Source organism: Colwellia sp. MT41 (genome assembly GCF_001444365.1).
Taxonomy (GTDB): domain Bacteria; phylum Pseudomonadota; class Gammaproteobacteria; order Enterobacterales; family Alteromonadaceae; genus Colwellia; species Colwellia marinimaniae.
This window is the reverse complement of sequence record NZ_CP013145.1, coordinates 1,311,485-1,327,523: the sequence shown is the minus strand read 5'-3', so window position 1 is coordinate 1,327,523 and position 16,039 is coordinate 1,311,485. Positions and strand designations below refer to the sequence as shown.

19 protein-coding genes are annotated in these 16,039 nt (G+C 39.0%); 6 read left to right on the top strand and 13 right to left on the bottom strand.

From position 1 onward, the window contains the following. Positions 1-60: 60 nt before the first annotated feature. From flgE to CMT41_RS05575, 6 genes are all read right to left on the bottom strand, one after another. The gene (gene flgE, locus CMT41_RS05600; RefSeq protein ID WP_058026598.1) at positions 61-1,365 is read right to left on the bottom strand and encodes a flagellar hook protein FlgE; all 1,305 of its coding nucleotides are present in this window, start codon (positions 1,363-1,365) and stop codon (positions 61-63) included. A gap of 475 nt (positions 1,366-1,840) precedes the next feature. Continuing rightward, entirely contained in the window at positions 1,841-2,533 is a 693-nt protein-coding gene (locus CMT41_RS05595; RefSeq protein WP_057180185.1) for a flagellar hook assembly protein FlgD, read from the bottom strand. A gap of 51 nt (positions 2,534-2,584) precedes the next feature. Then, entirely contained in the window at positions 2,585-3,016 is a 432-nt protein-coding gene (gene flgC, locus CMT41_RS05590) for a flagellar basal body rod protein FlgC (RefSeq protein WP_058026597.1), read from the bottom strand. Between the two features lie 5 nt (positions 3,017-3,021). Continuing rightward, complete coding sequence (gene flgB, locus CMT41_RS05585) at positions 3,022-3,417, bottom strand: flagellar basal body rod protein FlgB (RefSeq protein ID WP_057180378.1); 396 nt, start codon at positions 3,415-3,417, stop codon at positions 3,022-3,024. Between the two features lie 150 nt (positions 3,418-3,567). Beyond that, positions 3,568-4,398 (bottom strand): CheR family methyltransferase, encoded by an 831-nt coding sequence (locus CMT41_RS05580; RefSeq protein ID WP_057180183.1) that lies wholly within the window; start codon positions 4,396-4,398, stop codon positions 3,568-3,570. Positions 4,399-4,504: 106 nt separating this feature from the next. Then, positions 4,505-5,434 carry a chemotaxis protein gene (locus CMT41_RS05575; protein ID WP_057180377.1) on the bottom strand — a complete coding sequence of 310 codons (930 nt, stop codon included), beginning with the start codon at positions 5,432-5,434 and terminating at the stop codon, positions 4,505-4,507. Between the two features lie 208 nt (positions 5,435-5,642). Between CMT41_RS05575 and flgA the strand changes: the two genes are divergently transcribed. The 3 genes from flgA to flgN all read left to right on the top strand — a co-directional run bounded on the left by flgA (position 5,643) and on the right by flgN (position 7,302). Then, entirely contained in the window at positions 5,643-6,335 is a 693-nt protein-coding gene (gene flgA / locus CMT41_RS05570; protein ID WP_058026596.1) for a flagellar basal body P-ring formation chaperone FlgA, read from the top strand. A gap of 163 nt (positions 6,336-6,498) precedes the next feature. Beyond that, complete coding sequence (gene flgM / locus CMT41_RS05565; protein WP_058026595.1) at positions 6,499-6,807, top strand: flagellar biosynthesis anti-sigma factor FlgM; 309 nt, start codon at positions 6,499-6,501, stop codon at positions 6,805-6,807. A 48-nt stretch (positions 6,808-6,855) separates the two neighbouring features. Then, positions 6,856-7,302: a flagellar export chaperone FlgN gene (gene flgN, locus CMT41_RS05560; protein WP_057180181.1), complete on the top strand. Its 447-nt coding sequence runs from the start codon at positions 6,856-6,858 to the stop codon at positions 7,300-7,302. A gap of 86 nt (positions 7,303-7,388) precedes the next feature. Here flgN and CMT41_RS05555 read toward each other — a convergent pair whose 3' ends face one another. Then, on the bottom strand, positions 7,389-7,856 hold the full coding sequence (locus CMT41_RS05555) for an LPP20 family lipoprotein (protein WP_057180180.1): 468 nt from the start codon (positions 7,854-7,856) through the stop codon (positions 7,389-7,391). Positions 7,857-7,959: 103 nt separating this feature from the next. Further along, positions 7,960-8,604, bottom strand: coding sequence for a FlgO family outer membrane protein (locus CMT41_RS05550; protein ID WP_057180179.1), 645 nt, complete (start codon positions 8,602-8,604; stop codon positions 7,960-7,962). Positions 8,605-8,832: 228 nt separating this feature from the next. Between CMT41_RS05550 and CMT41_RS05545 the strand changes: the two genes are divergently transcribed. Beyond that, complete coding sequence (locus CMT41_RS05545) at positions 8,833-10,008, top strand: flagella assembly protein FlgT (RefSeq protein ID WP_058028152.1); 1,176 nt, start codon at positions 8,833-8,835, stop codon at positions 10,006-10,008. Between the two features lie 120 nt (positions 10,009-10,128). Here the strand turns inward: CMT41_RS05545 and CMT41_RS05540 are convergent, their stop codons facing one another. From CMT41_RS05540 to CMT41_RS19700, 4 genes are all read right to left on the bottom strand, one after another. Next, positions 10,129-11,037 carry a M14 family metallopeptidase gene (locus tag CMT41_RS05540; protein WP_058026594.1) on the bottom strand — a complete coding sequence of 303 codons (909 nt, stop codon included), beginning with the start codon at positions 11,035-11,037 and terminating at the stop codon, positions 10,129-10,131. A gap of 141 nt (positions 11,038-11,178) precedes the next feature. Then, complete coding sequence (gene efpL / locus CMT41_RS05535; protein WP_057180177.1) at positions 11,179-11,754, bottom strand: elongation factor P-like protein EfpL; 576 nt, start codon at positions 11,752-11,754, stop codon at positions 11,179-11,181. A 299-nt stretch (positions 11,755-12,053) separates the two neighbouring features. Further along, positions 12,054-12,215: a hypothetical protein gene (locus CMT41_RS19335; protein ID WP_197410255.1), complete on the bottom strand. Its 162-nt coding sequence runs from the start codon at positions 12,213-12,215 to the stop codon at positions 12,054-12,056. Positions 12,216-12,312: 97 nt separating this feature from the next. Then, positions 12,313-12,435 (bottom strand): hypothetical protein, encoded by a 123-nt coding sequence (locus CMT41_RS19700; protein WP_257721034.1) that lies wholly within the window; start codon positions 12,433-12,435, stop codon positions 12,313-12,315. Positions 12,436-12,545: 110 nt separating this feature from the next. On the opposite strand from CMT41_RS19700, the gene CMT41_RS05530 reads away from it, so the two are divergent. Further along, positions 12,546-13,574, top strand: a complete 1,029-nt coding sequence (locus CMT41_RS05530; RefSeq protein WP_232300022.1) for a lipid A deacylase LpxR family protein — start codon at positions 12,546-12,548, stop codon at positions 13,572-13,574. A gap of 8 nt (positions 13,575-13,582) precedes the next feature. On the opposite strand, the gene CMT41_RS05525 is transcribed toward CMT41_RS05530, so the two are convergent. Continuing rightward, the gene (locus CMT41_RS05525; protein WP_232300021.1) at positions 13,583-14,224 is read right to left on the bottom strand and encodes a pyridoxamine 5'-phosphate oxidase family protein; all 642 of its coding nucleotides are present in this window, start codon (positions 14,222-14,224) and stop codon (positions 13,583-13,585) included. Positions 14,225-14,555: 331 nt separating this feature from the next. Here CMT41_RS05525 and CMT41_RS05520 point away from each other — a divergent pair, with 331 nt between their 5' ends. Continuing rightward, positions 14,556-15,935, top strand: a complete 1,380-nt coding sequence (locus CMT41_RS05520; protein WP_058026593.1) for an NAD(P)/FAD-dependent oxidoreductase — start codon at positions 14,556-14,558, stop codon at positions 15,933-15,935. The last annotated feature ends 104 nt before the right edge of the window (positions 15,936-16,039 follow it).

The window sequence follows — 16,039 nt, the reverse complement described above, 5'->3', positions numbered from 1 at the left end:
TTTATTGCTCATAGCTAACAGCTTTGTCAGTAATTTTTACACCAGGTTATTTAGCTCAAGTTACCTAATTTGTAAGATAGTTTGGTTTAGTTGGTTACTAACTTCCAGTGCTCGCGAGTTGGCTTGAAAGTTTCGCTGTGCAGAAATCAAATCAATAAGTTCGGTAGTTAAATTAACATTAGCCTGCTCTAATGCTGAGGAGTTAATGGTACCAAAAGTACCTGAGCCCGCTTCACCGGCTAACGCTTCACCGGAAACAATACTCTCTTTCCATGAACTATTGCCAATTTGAGTGAGCCCTTGATTATTGGCAAAGCTAACTAAAGCAATACGTGCTAAAGGCTCTGAGGTACCATTACTATAAGTGGCACGCACAAGGCCATCGCTATCAATGTCGATACCGGTTAATCGACCTACCGCTAAACCATCTTGCTCTAATGAGGTTACTTCAAAACTAGAAGCATATTGTGTTGGCTCATTAATATTTGGCCCCGTTGGATCTAAATTAAAATCAACAATAATCTGCTGACTAGCATCAGCGCCATTACTTAATATCGCCGTACCTAATGGTGCGGTTTGGATAAGAGTGGGATCTTGAGTATTGAAATCACCATTAGCAAGAAAGGTTAATTGTGCGCCATTAATACCCGCACCATTATTAACAGGCCCTCCTTGAATATCGACCAATTGGTTATCAACGGCCGCGTACATATCCCAAGTATTCGGCGCTGATTTTACAAAATAATAAGTCATCACATGACTGTCGCCTAACGAATCAAAAATGGTTACCGAGGTCGAGTTGTTATAGGTTAGTGGGTCAGTATGATCAAAGGTAAAAGCGGGTACAGAGTCACCCGCAGGTAAATTCATCTTAACATCGACCTCATTTGTTTTTGATGGTGCGCCAGAAGCTGTCGGTATTTGTAAAGGCGATGCGGTACTTATCGCTACCGATGAAGAAGAGCCATCAGCATTGACTGGAAAACCTAATAAATAACCACCAGATGAATTAACGACAAAGTTACTGTCGTTTAATTTAAATTGACCAGCACGGGTGTAAGAGGTATCTAAACTGTCAATTTCAGGTACGGTGACAAAAAAACCATTACCGGCAATGGCTAAATCAAGGGAGTTATTGGTAAATTGAATACTACCTTGGGAAAACTGCTGAGCAACATCCGCCGTTAAAACACCATCGCCTACTTTCGTTTTACCTGAAGCCAATAAAGATGCGGCATAAACATCAACAAACTCAGTTCGGGACTCTTTAAAGCCAACCGTGTTTACATTGGCAATGTTATTTGATGTAACATCTAAGTCTTTTTGTGCGGCGTTTAACCCGCTTAATGCAATATTAAATGACATAATTTAATCCTCTTAAAAAATCGTTCGGCAACAACAAACTAAACTAATTATAATGTTGTAAACCCGCTTAGATACTTCACGGTTACAAACCGCTTAATGCACCAATAAAGTTAAATGACATAATCTAACTCTCTTAAAAAATCGTTCGGCGACAACAAACTAAACTAATTATGATGTTGTAAACCCGCTTAAATACTTCACGGTTACAAACCGCTTAATGCACCAATAAAGTTAAATGACATAATCTAACTCTCTTAAAAAATCGTTCGGCGACAACAAACTAAACTAATTATGATGTTGTAAACCCGCTTAAATACTTCACGGTTACAAACCGCTTAATGCACCAATAAAGTTAAATGACATAATCTAACTCTCTTAAAATTAGCTACTTTGCTATATATCTGGGCAGTTAAATGCTTGTTATTACTCTGTCAGGTAAAATTTATACTTTCTATTTAATGATGTTACTAAAAACTTAACTATCACCACCCGATATTTCAACCACATCGGCTAAGGCCATGGAGCTACCGCCATTAAGATTCAGTATGATATTACCGCCAGCACCAGCTAAGGTTACGCTATCTACTTTACGGTATGTCATCGCCTCTAATTCAGAGGCTTGACCGTCAACCAAACCAACAATACGGAAACGGTAAGCACCTTCGGGAGCAGGTTCACCTTCTGCTGTTTGACCATCCCAAGTAAAATTCATTCCGCCGGCATCGACCTTACCTACTTGCACAGTTTGAATGATTTCACCGGCAATATTTTCAACATAAATTTTTACGTTACTGGCTGGTTTGTCTGAAACCAGTTTACCTTTTACCGATTGCCCCTCTTCCATGCCAAATACATTGTCTTCAACCAAAACACTGCGACCAACCAACGAGGAAGCTTGCAGTGCTTGGCTAGACGTCATAGATCTGGCAAATATATCAAATGAATCATTCAATCTTTGCACACCATCAGTAGTTGAGAAGGCGGTCATTTGAGAAATAATTTCGTTATTATCAACCGGTTTGGTTGGATCTTGATTCGCTAGCTCTTGGGTTAATAGCGCAAAGAAATCAGCTTGCGTCAGCATGCCGTTATCTTTTTCAGCCGCTTTATATTCTTCTTTTTGCCAACGAAGCCCCTCTAACAGGTTAGTGCCCTTAACTGTTTCCATTATCCACTCCTACGTTATGTAGTAAACTAAGTGACCTATCAATATTGCTCATTATCTTTGCCCTAACATTAAGGTTTTATTGAGCATGTTTTTGGCCGATTCAGCTAACTGCACGTTCGTTTGATAGGAACGCGATGCTGATATCATATTTGTCATTTCCTCAATGACATTAACATTGGGCTTATAGATATAGCCGTCTTTATCTGCCATGGGGTGATTAGGTGCATATTCAACATTTAGCGGTTTATCACTTTCAACAATGCCTAAAACAGTAACCCCTACGCTACTACCGTCACTTGCTCTTAGCCCTGCGGCAGCTTCTTGCATGGCAGCGGCAAAAACGGGATGTCTAGCGCGGTAAGTTTTATCGGCACTACTACTAACACTTTCGGCATTGGCAATGTTACTCGCCGTAGTATTTAAGCGGATTGATTGTGCGCTCATACCACTACCCGTGATATCAAATACGTTAAAAAGACTCATAATTATTAACCTCCACTAATCACTTTCTTCATGGCTTGTATTTTGCCATTAAGAAACTGTACACTTGCTTGATACTTCAATGAATTTTTTAGATACAAGTTTCGTTCCACTTGTACATCTACCGTATTACCATCCCCAGTATCAGGCTGATTTGGTACACGAAAACTGACTGAATTATTGAGTTCGGTGCGTACATCAAAGTGCTTTTCATTGGTACGAGTCATGCCCATTTGCTGCTTATTTGCTGCTTGGCTAAGTGCTTGTTTGAAGTCAAGCCCTTTTGCTTTGTAACCTGGGGTATCCGCATTGGCAATATTGCTAGCAATGATTTCTGCACGTTGGGCACGGATAAGCATGCCTTGGGTGTGTAGTTGAAAGCCTTGATCGAATCCTATAGCCATAATAGCCTCACGATGATTTACGTTATAGCTAAATGACATTCAATATTTATGCCAAAAAATTTAACAAGGCTGTTTTAAAGGTAAGTGAGTTAATGAGGGTAATGCTTGCTAGCGGTTATATTCACTAGCAATGAGTAATATTTGACAGGGTTATTTTTTCTGATAAACGATACCAGGATTACAACGTAACATAGTGAAATCTTGATTTATTCCTGATAGAGATTCCGATGCACCTAAAAACAAATAGCCTTGAGGATTTAATACGCCATGAATTTGACTAATGATTTGTGCTTTAATTTCTGGTGAGAAATAAATGAGCACATTACGACAAAAAACAATATCGAAGCGGCCCATCAAGCTATAGCTATTCAGTAAATTAAGCGGCCTAAAATTGACCATATTTTTGACTTGTTCTTTTATCTTCAACATACCGTTATCACCTTCTTCAAAGAAGCGTTTTTTACGTTCCTCAGATAGACCACGAGCAAGTGCTAAATTATCATAATGACCGTATTTACAGTGTTCTAGCATAGTCGTGGAAATATCGGTACCTATGACCTGCACACCACGAGGGAATGCTCCAGGATTTTTTTGTTGAAACTCCAATACTGACATCGCAATAGAATAGGGTTCTTGCCCAGAAGAACTGGCGGCGGACCAAATTTTAACCGGCGTTTTTCTGTTGACAAAATCAGGCAACAATTTACTCTGTAGTAACTTATAGGGATAATCATCTCGAAACCATAAGGTTTCATTTGTGGTCATAGCATCAATGACTGCGGCACGTAATTGCCGCTCTACAGGGGAAAGTGTCCGAGTGACTAATTCACCCAATGAACTCACGTCAAATCTAGCCATTAGTGGCGCTAGGCGGCTTTTAACTAAATATTGCTTATTTTCACCGAGCACAATGCCACATTGCTGCTCTAAAAAGGTTCTAAATTGGTTATAACTTTTTTCATCAAGTTGTCTTGCTGACACAATAGCTTCCTGTTTATTTCGAAGTACTCATTTAAATTCACCAAAATTGGGGTGCATAAATTCAGGTCAAATGCTTTTGAAATTTTATTTTAATTTTTATAAAGAGTTAATCTTCTAATTTTAGCCATTTTTTTACAGCGGTAGCTAATTCATCAGGGTGAAACTTGGCAATAAAATCATCTGCCCCCACTTTTTTAACCATAGCATTATTAAATACCCCACTTAGCGAGGTATGTAAGATAATGGGCATTTTAGCCATGCGGTCATTTCCTTTGACTTCTGCCGTTAAGGTATAGCCATCCATTACTGGCATTTCGATATCAGAAATCATTAGCGCAACTTTTTCAGTAATACTATGTTCACACGTTGCCTCAATCGCCAATAACTGATCGAGAGCATCACGACCATTTTTAGCTAAAATCATCTTGATACCTAATGGCTCTAATGCCCTTCTAACTTGGTTTCGTGCTACCGTTGAATCATCAGCAATCAGAACCAGCTTATCGCCTAGACTTTCACCAACACTGGCATCAATGACATCTTCACTTAACTCCGTTGAAACAGGATTAATCTCATTTAAAATTTTCTCAACATCTAAAATTGACACCATTTGACCATCTATTTCAGTGACTGCGGTTAGATAACTGGATTTACCTGCCCCTTCTGGTGGTGGCATTACATCAGTCCAACTTAATGTCACTATTCGCTCAACGCCAGCAACGAGAAAGCCCTGCACACTGCGGTTATATTCAGCAATAATAATAAAGCTGTCAGCCGTTTGTTCAATTGCCAAGCCGCCCGTTGATTTACTTAAATCAATAACAGAAATAGTTTGCCCACGAATATGAGCAACACCTTTAATATAGGAGTCTTGTTTAGGTAATACCGTTAACCTCGGGCATGGCATCACTTCACGCACTTTAAAGACATTAATGCCAAAAAGTTGCCTACCAACAAGTTTGAATAGTAACAATTCTAATCTATTTTCGCCGACAAGTTGCGTGCGCTGATTTACCGAATCGAGTATGCCTGCCATATAAACCTCATGTAACACCGTACCCTTCATTGTATTTAAAAAAATAAAACATAAAAGGCACAATTCTTGAATTGTATTTAAAATATAGAGTTGATATTCACACTAAGCGCCTGATAATTGACGCACGATTTAACCTCATTTTATAGCACTAACCTAGGTTAAGCATAGACGAATATTTGCATTTACTTAACGATAGATAACAAAATATATGCGACATACCAAACATTTTTTAACTTTTTTATGCTTACTGTTCATTAAGCCAGCAACTATTGCTGCAAGCGAACTAGACAGTGCGTTTATTGAACGTTTCGCGACCAGCTATTTAATTGAACAATTCCCTTCAACTAACGAAGAAAAAGTTCGTATTTCGGTTGCTCACTTAGATCCTAGAATTATCATTAAACCGTGTAATATACCCTTAACAGCAAATATACATGATAAAAACAGTACACGAAATGTAAATATAAAAATTAGTTGTGATGAATCAATACCATGGAAAATATATTTATCGGCCAAAATAGAAATAACTAAAGCTGTTTTAATTGCAAAAAGTACAATTAGCCAAGGAGACCGGCTTGACGAAAGTAATGTTGAGTTAGCTTACATAGCCATCAACAAAATTCGTGGTGATAAACTAACCGATACCGCCATTGTTTTTGGCGCTAAGGCGAAAAGACGTATAGGTAAAGGTAAAACCATTAGTAAGAAAAGTATCTGCTTAATTTGTAAGGGCGATATGGTAACGATTATTGTCTCCTCTGATGCCTTCACTATCAAAAGCCAAGGTGTAGCATTAAGCTCCGGCAATATTAATGAACAAATCAAAGTAAGAAATACCCGCTCAAATAAAGTGATTACCCCAAGAGTCAAAGCTATGAACCAAGTCATAATTCATCTATAATCTAGTTTTAGACAATCTAGGGTACAAATAATTTTTGCAGCTAAGCTCACTGTGAGGTTATTTATGTTTTAATGTACGTTTAGCTAAAGTTATCCCGCTGGTGGTCGATAATAACTTAATAGAACTCATTTAAAATATCATTTCATTGTTATAGGATGAAATTATGGTTATAAATATCAATAGCTTGAATACAAACAATCAAGTTAAGCATACTCAACAGCAGCAGGTAAAACAGCAATCTGCTCAAACCGCATCGAATAGTGCACAAGTAAAAAGTGCCGGACAAGATTCAGTGTCAATTACTCCGCAAGCAAAACAGCTTAATGAATTACAAAAAAAAGCAGCGGATGCACCGGTAATAAATCAAAAGAAAATTGATGAATTAAAAAAAGCTATCAGTGCTGGTGATTATAAAATCAATCCGGAAAAATTAGCGGCCAATATTGCTAACTTTGAATTTAATCTTATTTAACGATAGACTGTAAGATATATCGTTTAGTGAAAAATCAAAGGCAAGCTTATGTTATCAGGATCAAATTCCCAAGAATTAACGTCACATGAATTGTTAACACAACAACATCAACAGTTAACCGCTCTGGGCCAGATAATTTCGAATGAAAAACAAATATTACAGCAACACGATCCTCAAGCGCTGCTTACTATCAGCCAGGAAAAAAACACCCAGTTAGTAGCCATTCAGCAACTCGACCAAAAAATATCTCAACATCAAGGCTTCGCTCAAGATAAAGCCGCAGGGAAATTAACGCAGCAACTAGCAGAAATCACCGTGTTGTTAAAAAGTTGCCAACAGAAAAACTTGGTCAATGGCCAAATCATCCAACAATCTCAGCTTGCTGTCGAGCGTATGAAAACAAGCCTATTAGAAAGCCATAATAAAAACGCTATTACTTATAATAGTAAGGGTAAAAAAAGTGCTGGACTGTCAAGTATCGGGCTAAAAGCCTAAGCTTATTCCAGCAACAAAAAGGCGTTAATCATAATGATTAACGCCTTTTTTAATGTCTGCTAATATATTAAGTACAAGCTCGAAAATTAAAAGTGAGTTACCGTTTTAATTACTTTTCTATTTAGATTTACTTGATAAATATTATATACATCTTCAAAATCTAGCAGTAATTCCGTGGTATAAACATCTCCAACAGGATAACTTTTCACCACTTTAGCACCGCGTATAATACCTTGTACCGAAGCCGTTAACTGCTGATCCTCGATTAATAAGTCAGCCATGGTTACCTTACCGGTAACTTGCTGACCATATACTTGCTCAGCTAACTCTGCATAAGCGGCAATTTTTGACGCCTTGATGGCCATTAACATCCGCTGAGTTTTATGTGTTGATTTTTGCAGACTTATCGGTGCAAAACCTGTCGCATAAAGCACAGGAAAAGTCTCTGGTTTTACGGTTTGCCACTGTACATGTTTATCGTAAACAAGGGAGCAAGCACTAGTGAAAAAAAGTACACTGATCATAAGAATGACACGAATTAATGATTTACTCATATATACTCCTTTAGCGTTAGTCGCTGATAAAATTGCATTATTCATTACCCTACTGAATTAAGATATTAAATTTAGATAGCGAATTAAGCTACTGAAATAGTTGTTAATTTTGTATAGTCACCGCACGTGCATCGTTATACAACATAGCATTATCTCGAATAATCATACCATCTCTCATTTTCACATTCTCACTATGACTCATCTCATCACCTAACACCCAAGCAGGAATAAAGGATTGCGCCGTAGCAACCACCACTTTAGATTGAATGCCAATCATACGAGCATTCACTATAATACCATTTGCTTGCTCAACCATGGTGCCAGAAACCACATAGTCAATTATCTGACGTTCAGGTAATTCTTGCCAGTCTCGACTAAAGACATAATCACCGTCTTTTGTCACACGAATATGGCCAGTAGTTTTAAAGTCGATCACCACTAAACCATGACGTTGCAGTTCATGAACAAAGCTTTCCGCTAGCTGATTGCCAAGCCAATTAGTTGTTTCAAGGTCTTTTAAATTAACAAAAGAGGCGACAGCAACTGGGGTGTTTGCGTTAACAAAGCTACTGTTAGTTAACATCTGATACGCTAAACCTTTAACCACATCATTAATGGCATGACGAGGTAAGTTAAAGCTATCAATCTGTCCTTTTTCGACTTGAGTTAATTGATAAAAGCCATCATTCTTCGTTGCCTCACATGAGAATAAAGCAGGTATGATAACTGCTATAAGCCATTTTTTCATGGTGTTCCCCTTCAATACTAGGTTCGTCAATTATAGCACTTAGCCATATTGTATTAATTTTCATACTTATAAATAATGCACATTCTAAGCCAATAATTAAGTGCCCGCTAAATTAACGAATATATGAAAGGCATGAAATATGCATAATCGATATTAGTCGATAAAGAAACGCTTTCCCGAAAGTATAAGTCAATCGGGTTAAAGCTAAATAGGAAGATGAAAAAAACTATGCACAAACTCATCAAACAATTAACATTCCTCAGCTTGTTGTACAGTTTTTCTGTTAGCAGTCAGTGGTATGAAACACAGGGACATGCTCGCACCAATGATATAAGTATCGAGCTTGCACGCACTAAAGCGATGGAAAATGCACTTAAGAAAGCGCTGCTGGTCTCTGGAGCCAGTGTCTCGAGCCTGCAACAAGTGGTCAATGGCTTACTGACACAAGATAAAATTAGCATTCGGGCAAGTGGCAGTGTCAACTCCATTGAACTAATTGATGAAATACACAGCGACAACCTTATCACTGTCACAATTCGCGTGGATATATTTCCTCAAGATAAAAAATGCTTTGCGGTAAACTTTAAAAAATCGTTGCTCATTACCCGCAGCCATTTATTACATAGAGAGCAAGCTAATATTGGTAAGATTTACCTCATTGATAAAGCGGTTATGCGTAAATTGGCTGAACAACTAAATCAACAAAGTGCTTATACTAAAACCAGTAGCATACTTAATAATAAAACGGAATTTTCTCGCCTTAATAACAGCTTAGCCAGTGATAAAATAGCGCAATTAACGCAATCGTTAAGTGAAAGTACCGATAGCCAATATATTATGTTTAGTGAAATCACCAATACTTCTTTTGATCAACAAGCCACTAATAGCTGGTTATTTTGGCAACAAGGTATTTACCCTAGAAATTTTGCCATTAGCTTCTATTTATATAACGGCCTAAATGGTGAATTAGTTTGGCAAGATTCTTATCAAAATTCTGCGCCATGGACATTTAGCAAGCGCATGAAAGTGGATGTCAATGGTCAGGCATTTTGGCACAGTGAATATGGCCTAATGGTTAATAATATTATCGACAGAGTTATTCAAGATATTGATGAAAATATTATGTGTGAGCCTAGCCGAGGCAAAATCATTCAAGTGAACGGTAACCAAGTCACCATTAACTTAGGTAGGGATCATGGGTTAAAAATAGGTGATGAATTTAGCTTATTACACCTGACTCATTTTACCAACAACTCTGGAAAATCCTATGCTGGATTTAACTTAAGCCCCTATAAAGTAAAGGTAACCAAACTAACCAGGCAAACGGCAACGGCAGCGACACCTGATGGCCGATTATTTGGTAATATTCAAGTCGATGATTTAGCGGTACGTTATGAGAATTAATAACTTATAAAGCCTAACAGCTAGACCTACTTATGAAGTAAAACGCCTACTAAGAATCAATTTAGTAGGCGTTTTTATATTCGTTAAGTCTGAAGTAAATATTAGATAACTATTAGATAACTATTGGATAAAGGTTATTGCTGCCGATATTGCCGCAACTTGTGCTTGAATACAATTTTCATCATCAACCCGAGCGCTATCAGGGTAAACCTCTGTGGTAGTGACATAGGGCGCGTTTGTTAAGCCCATACATAAGCCTAACGCTCTGGCGGCATAATTTATAACACCAACTTGCTCAAGTTCAACACCTATCAATTTACCCTTGCTATCAGCGGGGGCAATGTGAGTAACCTTTGCTACGGCTTGGTTAATCGCCCGTTGGAAATCAGCGGCAGGCTTAGTTGCATCCCCGACTAAATAGAAACCATCGGGAATATTCCAGTTATCATGCTGTTTAGCGTCTCGGGCAGCCAGTGCCGGTCTAAACTCGCTATTGTCGCTATCAGTGGTTTCATGTAAATCAATATGCATAGCAATATCAACATCCAGTTCCACCATAAAAGCCATCAGTGCCGCCGATTCTTGCGCTGGACTATTAGCATAAAATGAACGGTTTGGGTCTATCGCTTTATTATTCCAACGATTAATGGTTTCATAACCCCAAGGGCTAACACAAGGCGCGACAATAATATTAAACTGTTCGCTAAAGCCCTTAGCACAAGTTTCAAGAAAACGAATTGCCCCTTGCACGCCACTGGTCTCATAACCGTGTACACCGCCCGTCACTAGCACGGTTTTATTATGCGTTTGCCAATGTTGACTTTGCATGACATATAAAGGATAACGGCTTTCATCAATAGACAAGCTACCATATTGGATCATATCAAATGAAGAACTTAATAATTCAAGCTTTGCTAGCACTTCATCTTGGTAAGAGCGTTTAATATTTTGCTTAGCAAGCCATAACGCCTTGTCTTTATCCACCCATGGTTCGCCTTGCGTACCAATAGAATAAACTGAATCACTCATAATTTAACCTTATTGTTCAAACAGCAATGTTAATAACTGTTTAGCTGATATTTAGTAACGCCGGCCAGCCGCATAAAAAAATGCCCAAAGATTTGGACATTTTTTATTGGCTACTAAGCACGAAGTTACCGCAACAAGACTTTATTTCGAGTCAGCACGTCCCATAAACTTGCGGTCTTCGGTATTAATTTTAATTTTATCACCGGTAGAGATATGCTCAGGCACTTGCACCGTTAATCCGGTAGAGAGAATAGCGGGTTTAGTACGCGCACTCGCTGAAGCGCCTTTTATCGAAGGGTCTGTTTCGGTAATGACTAACTCGACACTGCTAGGAAGATCAATAGCCACTGGCGAATCGTCAACTATGATGACAGAGATCCCTTGCGTTTCTTCATTAATAAAAAGAACCTCATCGGCGATAGACTCTTTATTTAAGTTATATGGCGTGTAGTCTTCATTATCCATAAAGACATATTCATCACCATCAATATATGAAAACATTGCTGGGCGGCGACTTAAATCGGCAAAACTTAACATATCGTCGGCTTTAAAGGTTTCGTCTACCTTAGCACCTGTAACCACGTCGTATAAACGCATTCTATATAAACTGCCGCCTGCTCGACCTTGCGGTACAGAACGAGTAATACCCCTAACAATTAACACTTTACCGTTATGCTCTATCGCAGCATTTTTCTTTATATCACTTGCCTTTGGCATAAGATGACTTCCTCTAATTTATTATAAATAATCTTGCTTTAAACACAATGCAGGGAAAATAGCATGAACACATAGATATGCAAATAACTTATCGAGAGAATAATGATATTTTTAGGTAAAATACTATAAAGTGAAAACCAACAGGGTGACTTTCATAGTTAAACACAGACAGACAGACAACAAAAAAGGCAAATATATACCCTATATTTGCCTTTTCAATCTATTGAGTTTTTGTGATTATTCTCATTCACTTAATTATTATTCAACAGCAATAAACAAATGAATAAATGCTAGAAAACCTACTCGTAAGAACGCTCAAGCCAAGCGATTTGTAACTTTAAGTCTTCAATTTCATGGTTTGCATCGGCTAATTGTTCTAGCGTTGATTTTTGTTCATTATTCCCATTATCTATACTAGCATCAGTATTTTTTGACATATTACGTCTTTCCTCATGGGCCATAATAGCCTCCAAAAAATTGTTACCACTCCTGTATTATTACATAAGAGCTTTCATTAGTAAGTTTTATCCATTATTTAATAAAGTAGAACGATTATATTTAGTACATTTTTTTGTACATCTCAGTGCCAACTGGTAATAAAAACATGCCAATATAGCCTGATAATAATGAGCTATTGGCGGTAAATGTCGGCTCTGTTTGCTTAGCTGTCGTTACTTTCATTAACAAAACCCCGCTTTAGTTGCCTGGAAATACTCAGTTAAATTAAGTTACTTTCAGAAAATTAATTTTATCGCACTATACTCGTAGTGTTGAAAGAATAGGAGTTTGCTATGATTAAAGCGCTCACAAGCAGCAAAAAAGTTTATTGCCCAGTCTATTTTTTATTAACAATTTTATCCGTTGTTCTCATTCCCGCACAAGCTGGCCAATTAAGTGTTCAGTTCGACAATGATGGTCTATTTACCAGTGATGGTAATTATACCAATGGCTTTGCTTTAGCTTGGGAAAGTAAAGCACTGCGACAATATCACCAACACCTCAGCTCAAGCATGCCAATATGGCTTCAATGGCAGCATGGTATGCGTTTTCCGGTAAATAAAAATCAAACGGCCTGGGGAGTAAAAGTATCCCAGCGCATGTGGACACCTAATGATATTGGCAAAATGAACTATCAAAGCAATGATAGACCTTATGTTGGTTTAGTCGAGTTAGAAAGTCACACCGCAAATTACAGCCCAAATTTTGCACAAAAAAACTGGTTAGCTGTGGGCGTTATTGGCCCTAAAGCAAGGGCTGAAAAAATACAAACCAAAGTACATCAGATAACCGGCTCAACCATACCTCAAGGTTGGCAGTATCAGGTAGAAGAACAAATCACCGCTCAGTTTGCTTATGAAGTAGACTCACTCTGGTATAGAAAGCAAAAATATCAAGGCACTTATTTTACCGACTGGCAATGGGAAGTCAGTGGTTTTAGTCATATCTCCTTAGGGAATCTAAATACTCAAGCGTCTCTCGGTTTTCTATTTCGCTGGGGAACAATGCTAGCGAACACTTTCGGTCGTCTCAGTAACCACTTCGGCCATATAGGCAATATAACGCAAGCCATTGATGGCAGTAATTTGACCACCTTTGCGCGGCTTGGCCTTGGCTACCGGTTTAATGACTTGTCTATTGAAGGTAGCTTACCCTATGAGTCATCGGTTGAACTTAAAAATACCCAAGCAAAGGCCAGTTTAGGCTTCACTTGGACACAAGAAAATTTTGCCCTCACTTGGAGCCTGAACGGCTATACCCGCGCTTATCACAGTGATATTAAACCTTGGGCATACTTACGGCTCACTCACGCTAAGTGCTAGCCTGTAATTTATTCTACTAACAGAGCTGACTTTTTCACTATATCCGTGGCAAAGCCATCAATGCTGTGCTGATTTTTCTTTTGCCAGTACTGCTCAATACCGGCTTTACCTTGCTTATCTGACCACTGAGCAAGAGCGTCACGATCGGCTTCATAGGAAAAATACGGCACTGACATACCGCAAGATGACTGAACTTTGTCAATAGCCAATAAGAATATTTGTCTGGAGGCCACGCTTTGTGGAAATAGCGCTATATATTCATGCCACTGTGCATCCCCTTGATGTAATACAGTGGCCTTGCCATAAGCTCGCAGTATAAGAGGCGCACCTTCAAACGCACAAAACATTATCGTCATTCGTGGGTTTATTAATACATGCGCCGCTGATTCATTGCCACTGCCGGTATGATTTAACCAGGCAATAGTCGAGGCATTTATCACGCGCAAACTATCCCCGCCTTTAGGGGACAAGTTTACCGTGCCCGTATCTGCGGCTGTACTGACAAAATAAAGCTTTTGTTTGGTAATAAACTCAATATGCTTGGCATTTAATTCTGAAAATTGTTGTCCCATGGTATGACGTTCACTCCTTTGTCTTAAAGTTTGGCTCTGTTGTAGTTTGGTGTTGTTGAGTAAACGAGCGAGACGCATAAACCCTTCCATGGGGCTCAACACAAGCATCAGGACAGTGTGCTCCTGCACTGTCTAGTAAGGGTATATCCATATACCGTCATGCTTGTGATGCTCGCTCTTATCACATCAGCAACATCTTCCTTTAAATCAGTGTGTTACATTATAGACAACAGTGTTCTACAACAGAGCCTAAAGTTTAGTGGTGAATGTTAGCTCACTATATTCACAAAATACTGGCGACAATTACAGTAAAATCACGGTAAAAGAATAAACTTTAACAACTTTATACTGATTTTAGCGAATGAGTTGTTTAAAATCCTCTAGCTGAAAAGTCTACTTAGGATAAAAAATGTACGATCCTCTTCTTGATGAATCAATTGGTGCTAATGCGCCCTACCCTAACAGTTATTGGGCTGACGTCACAGCGGCTAATACCTTAGGAAATGCACCAGCAGATGATGGTCAGTTAAATAAAGATATTGAGGTAGATGTTGCCATTATCGGTGCCGGTTATACCGGCTTATCAACGGCGCTGCACTTAGCACGTGAGCACGGTATCAAAGCCACGGTCTTAGAAGCAAACCGAACGGCTTGGGGGGCCAGTGGCCGTAATGCTGGCTTTATTTTAAAGTCCTCTGGCCGAAAACCCTACGCCCGCATGCAATCGCAATGGGGGGAAGAGGTTATGCGTGGCATTTACCAAGAAATGTGTGCGGGTGTTGATACCGTCAAAAGTTTAATTAGCGAGGGCATTGATTGCGATCCACAAGACAGTGGCTATATTCGCGTGGCCCACAAGCCAAGTATGCTAAAAGATTTAATCGAGACGGCAGCTTTGCAAAAAAAGATGTTTGGCTATGATATCCAAGTATTAACACGTGAGCAGTTACACCAGGATTATATGGCAGATCATAATGCTTATGGCGCAATTCGTTATCAAGATGGTTTTGGACTTAACCCATTAAAACTGGCTTGGGGCTATCAAAAGCTTGCCAGAAAAGCCGGTGTCAGCATTTATTGTGACAGTCCAGTCGAGAACTGGCAGCAAGAGACATCCCATAAAGCGGGTCAACAAAGCCAAACCCTGCAGGTATTGCATACGCCAAATGGCATTGTCAAAGCTAAAAAGGTGGTTATAGCCACGAATGGTTATTCAGCCAAGAATTTTCACCCCTTAATTAAGAGCAAAACATTACCCGTTTTATCACAAATAATTGTTACTCAGCCGTTATCAGCTGAGCAACTGGCCGCGTGTAATTTTTTAACCAGCAATGTCATCATGGATACACGCGCATTGAAATATTACTATCGCAAGTTACCTGATAATCGTATTTTATTTGGCGGTCGTGGGGCAATAACCGGTAAAAATGCTACCGACCCCTACTACGCCAAACGCTTACTTGCGGTATTGAAAACAAGTTTTCCCGCTCTCAACTCCTTACGTTACGATTATGCCTGGTCAGGATGGTTGTGTATGTCGTTAGATGACATGCCCCATGTTTATCAAAATGAACAGCGCACTGTTTTTTATGCCATGGGTTATTGTGGCAGTGGCGTGTCTTTCTCTGTACAAGCAGGTAAACGTTTGGCGCAAAAAGTTGCTGGGGTGACAGTGCCCAATTTACCCATTTACCAAACCCCGTTAACAACATTTCCCTTCGCGCCATTCAGACGTGTTGGTCAATGGGGTTACTTTCAGTACGGTAAAGTCAAAGATCGCTGGTTTTAACCGATTATCTACTTTTAAAACGAGGTTAATCGTTATCGCAGCCTGCCGGTAAGCCTGTTAATTTTCGCTAAATGAGCAATTAATTAATCCATTTGCTCTAAATG

What these genes read in the sequence shown, in the direction of transcription:
- flgN (WP_057180181.1), top strand. Translation starts at nt 6,856, where the DNA reads ATGTTATCAGGATCAAATTCCCAAGAATTAACGTCACATGAATTGTTA.
- CMT41_RS19700 (WP_257721034.1), bottom strand. Translation starts at nt 12,435, where the DNA reads ATGAAAGTAACGACAGCTAAGCAAACAGAGCCGACATTTACCGCCAAT.
- CMT41_RS05595 (WP_057180185.1), bottom strand. Translation starts at nt 2,533, where the DNA reads ATGGAAACAGTTAAGGGCACTAACCTGTTAGAGGGGCTTCGTTGGCAA.
- CMT41_RS05550 (WP_057180179.1), bottom strand. Translation starts at nt 8,604, where the DNA reads ATGAAAAAATGGCTTATAGCAGTTATCATACCTGCTTTATTCTCATGT.
- flgB (WP_057180378.1), bottom strand. Translation starts at nt 3,417, where the DNA reads ATGGCTATAGGATTCGATCAAGGCTTTCAACTACACACCCAAGGCATG.
- flgE (WP_058026598.1), bottom strand. Translation starts at nt 1,365, where the DNA reads ATGTCATTTAATATTGCATTAAGCGGGTTAAACGCCGCACAAAAAGAC.
- flgM (WP_058026595.1), top strand. Translation starts at nt 6,499, where the DNA reads ATGGTTATAAATATCAATAGCTTGAATACAAACAATCAAGTTAAGCAT.
- CMT41_RS19335 (WP_197410255.1), bottom strand. Translation starts at nt 12,215, where the DNA reads ATGGCCCATGAGGAAAGACGTAATATGTCAAAAAATACTGATGCTAGT.
- CMT41_RS05545 (WP_058028152.1), top strand. Translation starts at nt 8,833, where the DNA reads ATGCACAAACTCATCAAACAATTAACATTCCTCAGCTTGTTGTACAGT.
- efpL (WP_057180177.1), bottom strand. Translation starts at nt 11,754, where the DNA reads ATGCCAAAGGCAAGTGATATAAAGAAAAATGCTGCGATAGAGCATAAC.
- CMT41_RS05555 (WP_057180180.1), bottom strand. Translation starts at nt 7,856, where the DNA reads ATGAGTAAATCATTAATTCGTGTCATTCTTATGATCAGTGTACTTTTT.
- CMT41_RS05575 (WP_057180377.1), bottom strand. Translation starts at nt 5,434, where the DNA reads ATGGCAGGCATACTCGATTCGGTAAATCAGCGCACGCAACTTGTCGGC.
- flgC (WP_058026597.1), bottom strand. Translation starts at nt 3,016, where the DNA reads ATGAGTCTTTTTAACGTATTTGATATCACGGGTAGTGGTATGAGCGCA.
- flgA (WP_058026596.1), top strand. Translation starts at nt 5,643, where the DNA reads ATGCGACATACCAAACATTTTTTAACTTTTTTATGCTTACTGTTCATT.
- CMT41_RS05540 (WP_058026594.1), bottom strand. Translation starts at nt 11,037, where the DNA reads ATGAGTGATTCAGTTTATTCTATTGGTACGCAAGGCGAACCATGGGTG.
- CMT41_RS05520 (WP_058026593.1), top strand. Translation starts at nt 14,556, where the DNA reads ATGTACGATCCTCTTCTTGATGAATCAATTGGTGCTAATGCGCCCTAC.
- CMT41_RS05525 (WP_232300021.1), bottom strand. Translation starts at nt 14,224, where the DNA reads ATGCGTCTCGCTCGTTTACTCAACAACACCAAACTACAACAGAGCCAA.
- CMT41_RS05530 (WP_232300022.1), top strand. Translation starts at nt 12,546, where the DNA reads ATGATTAAAGCGCTCACAAGCAGCAAAAAAGTTTATTGCCCAGTCTAT.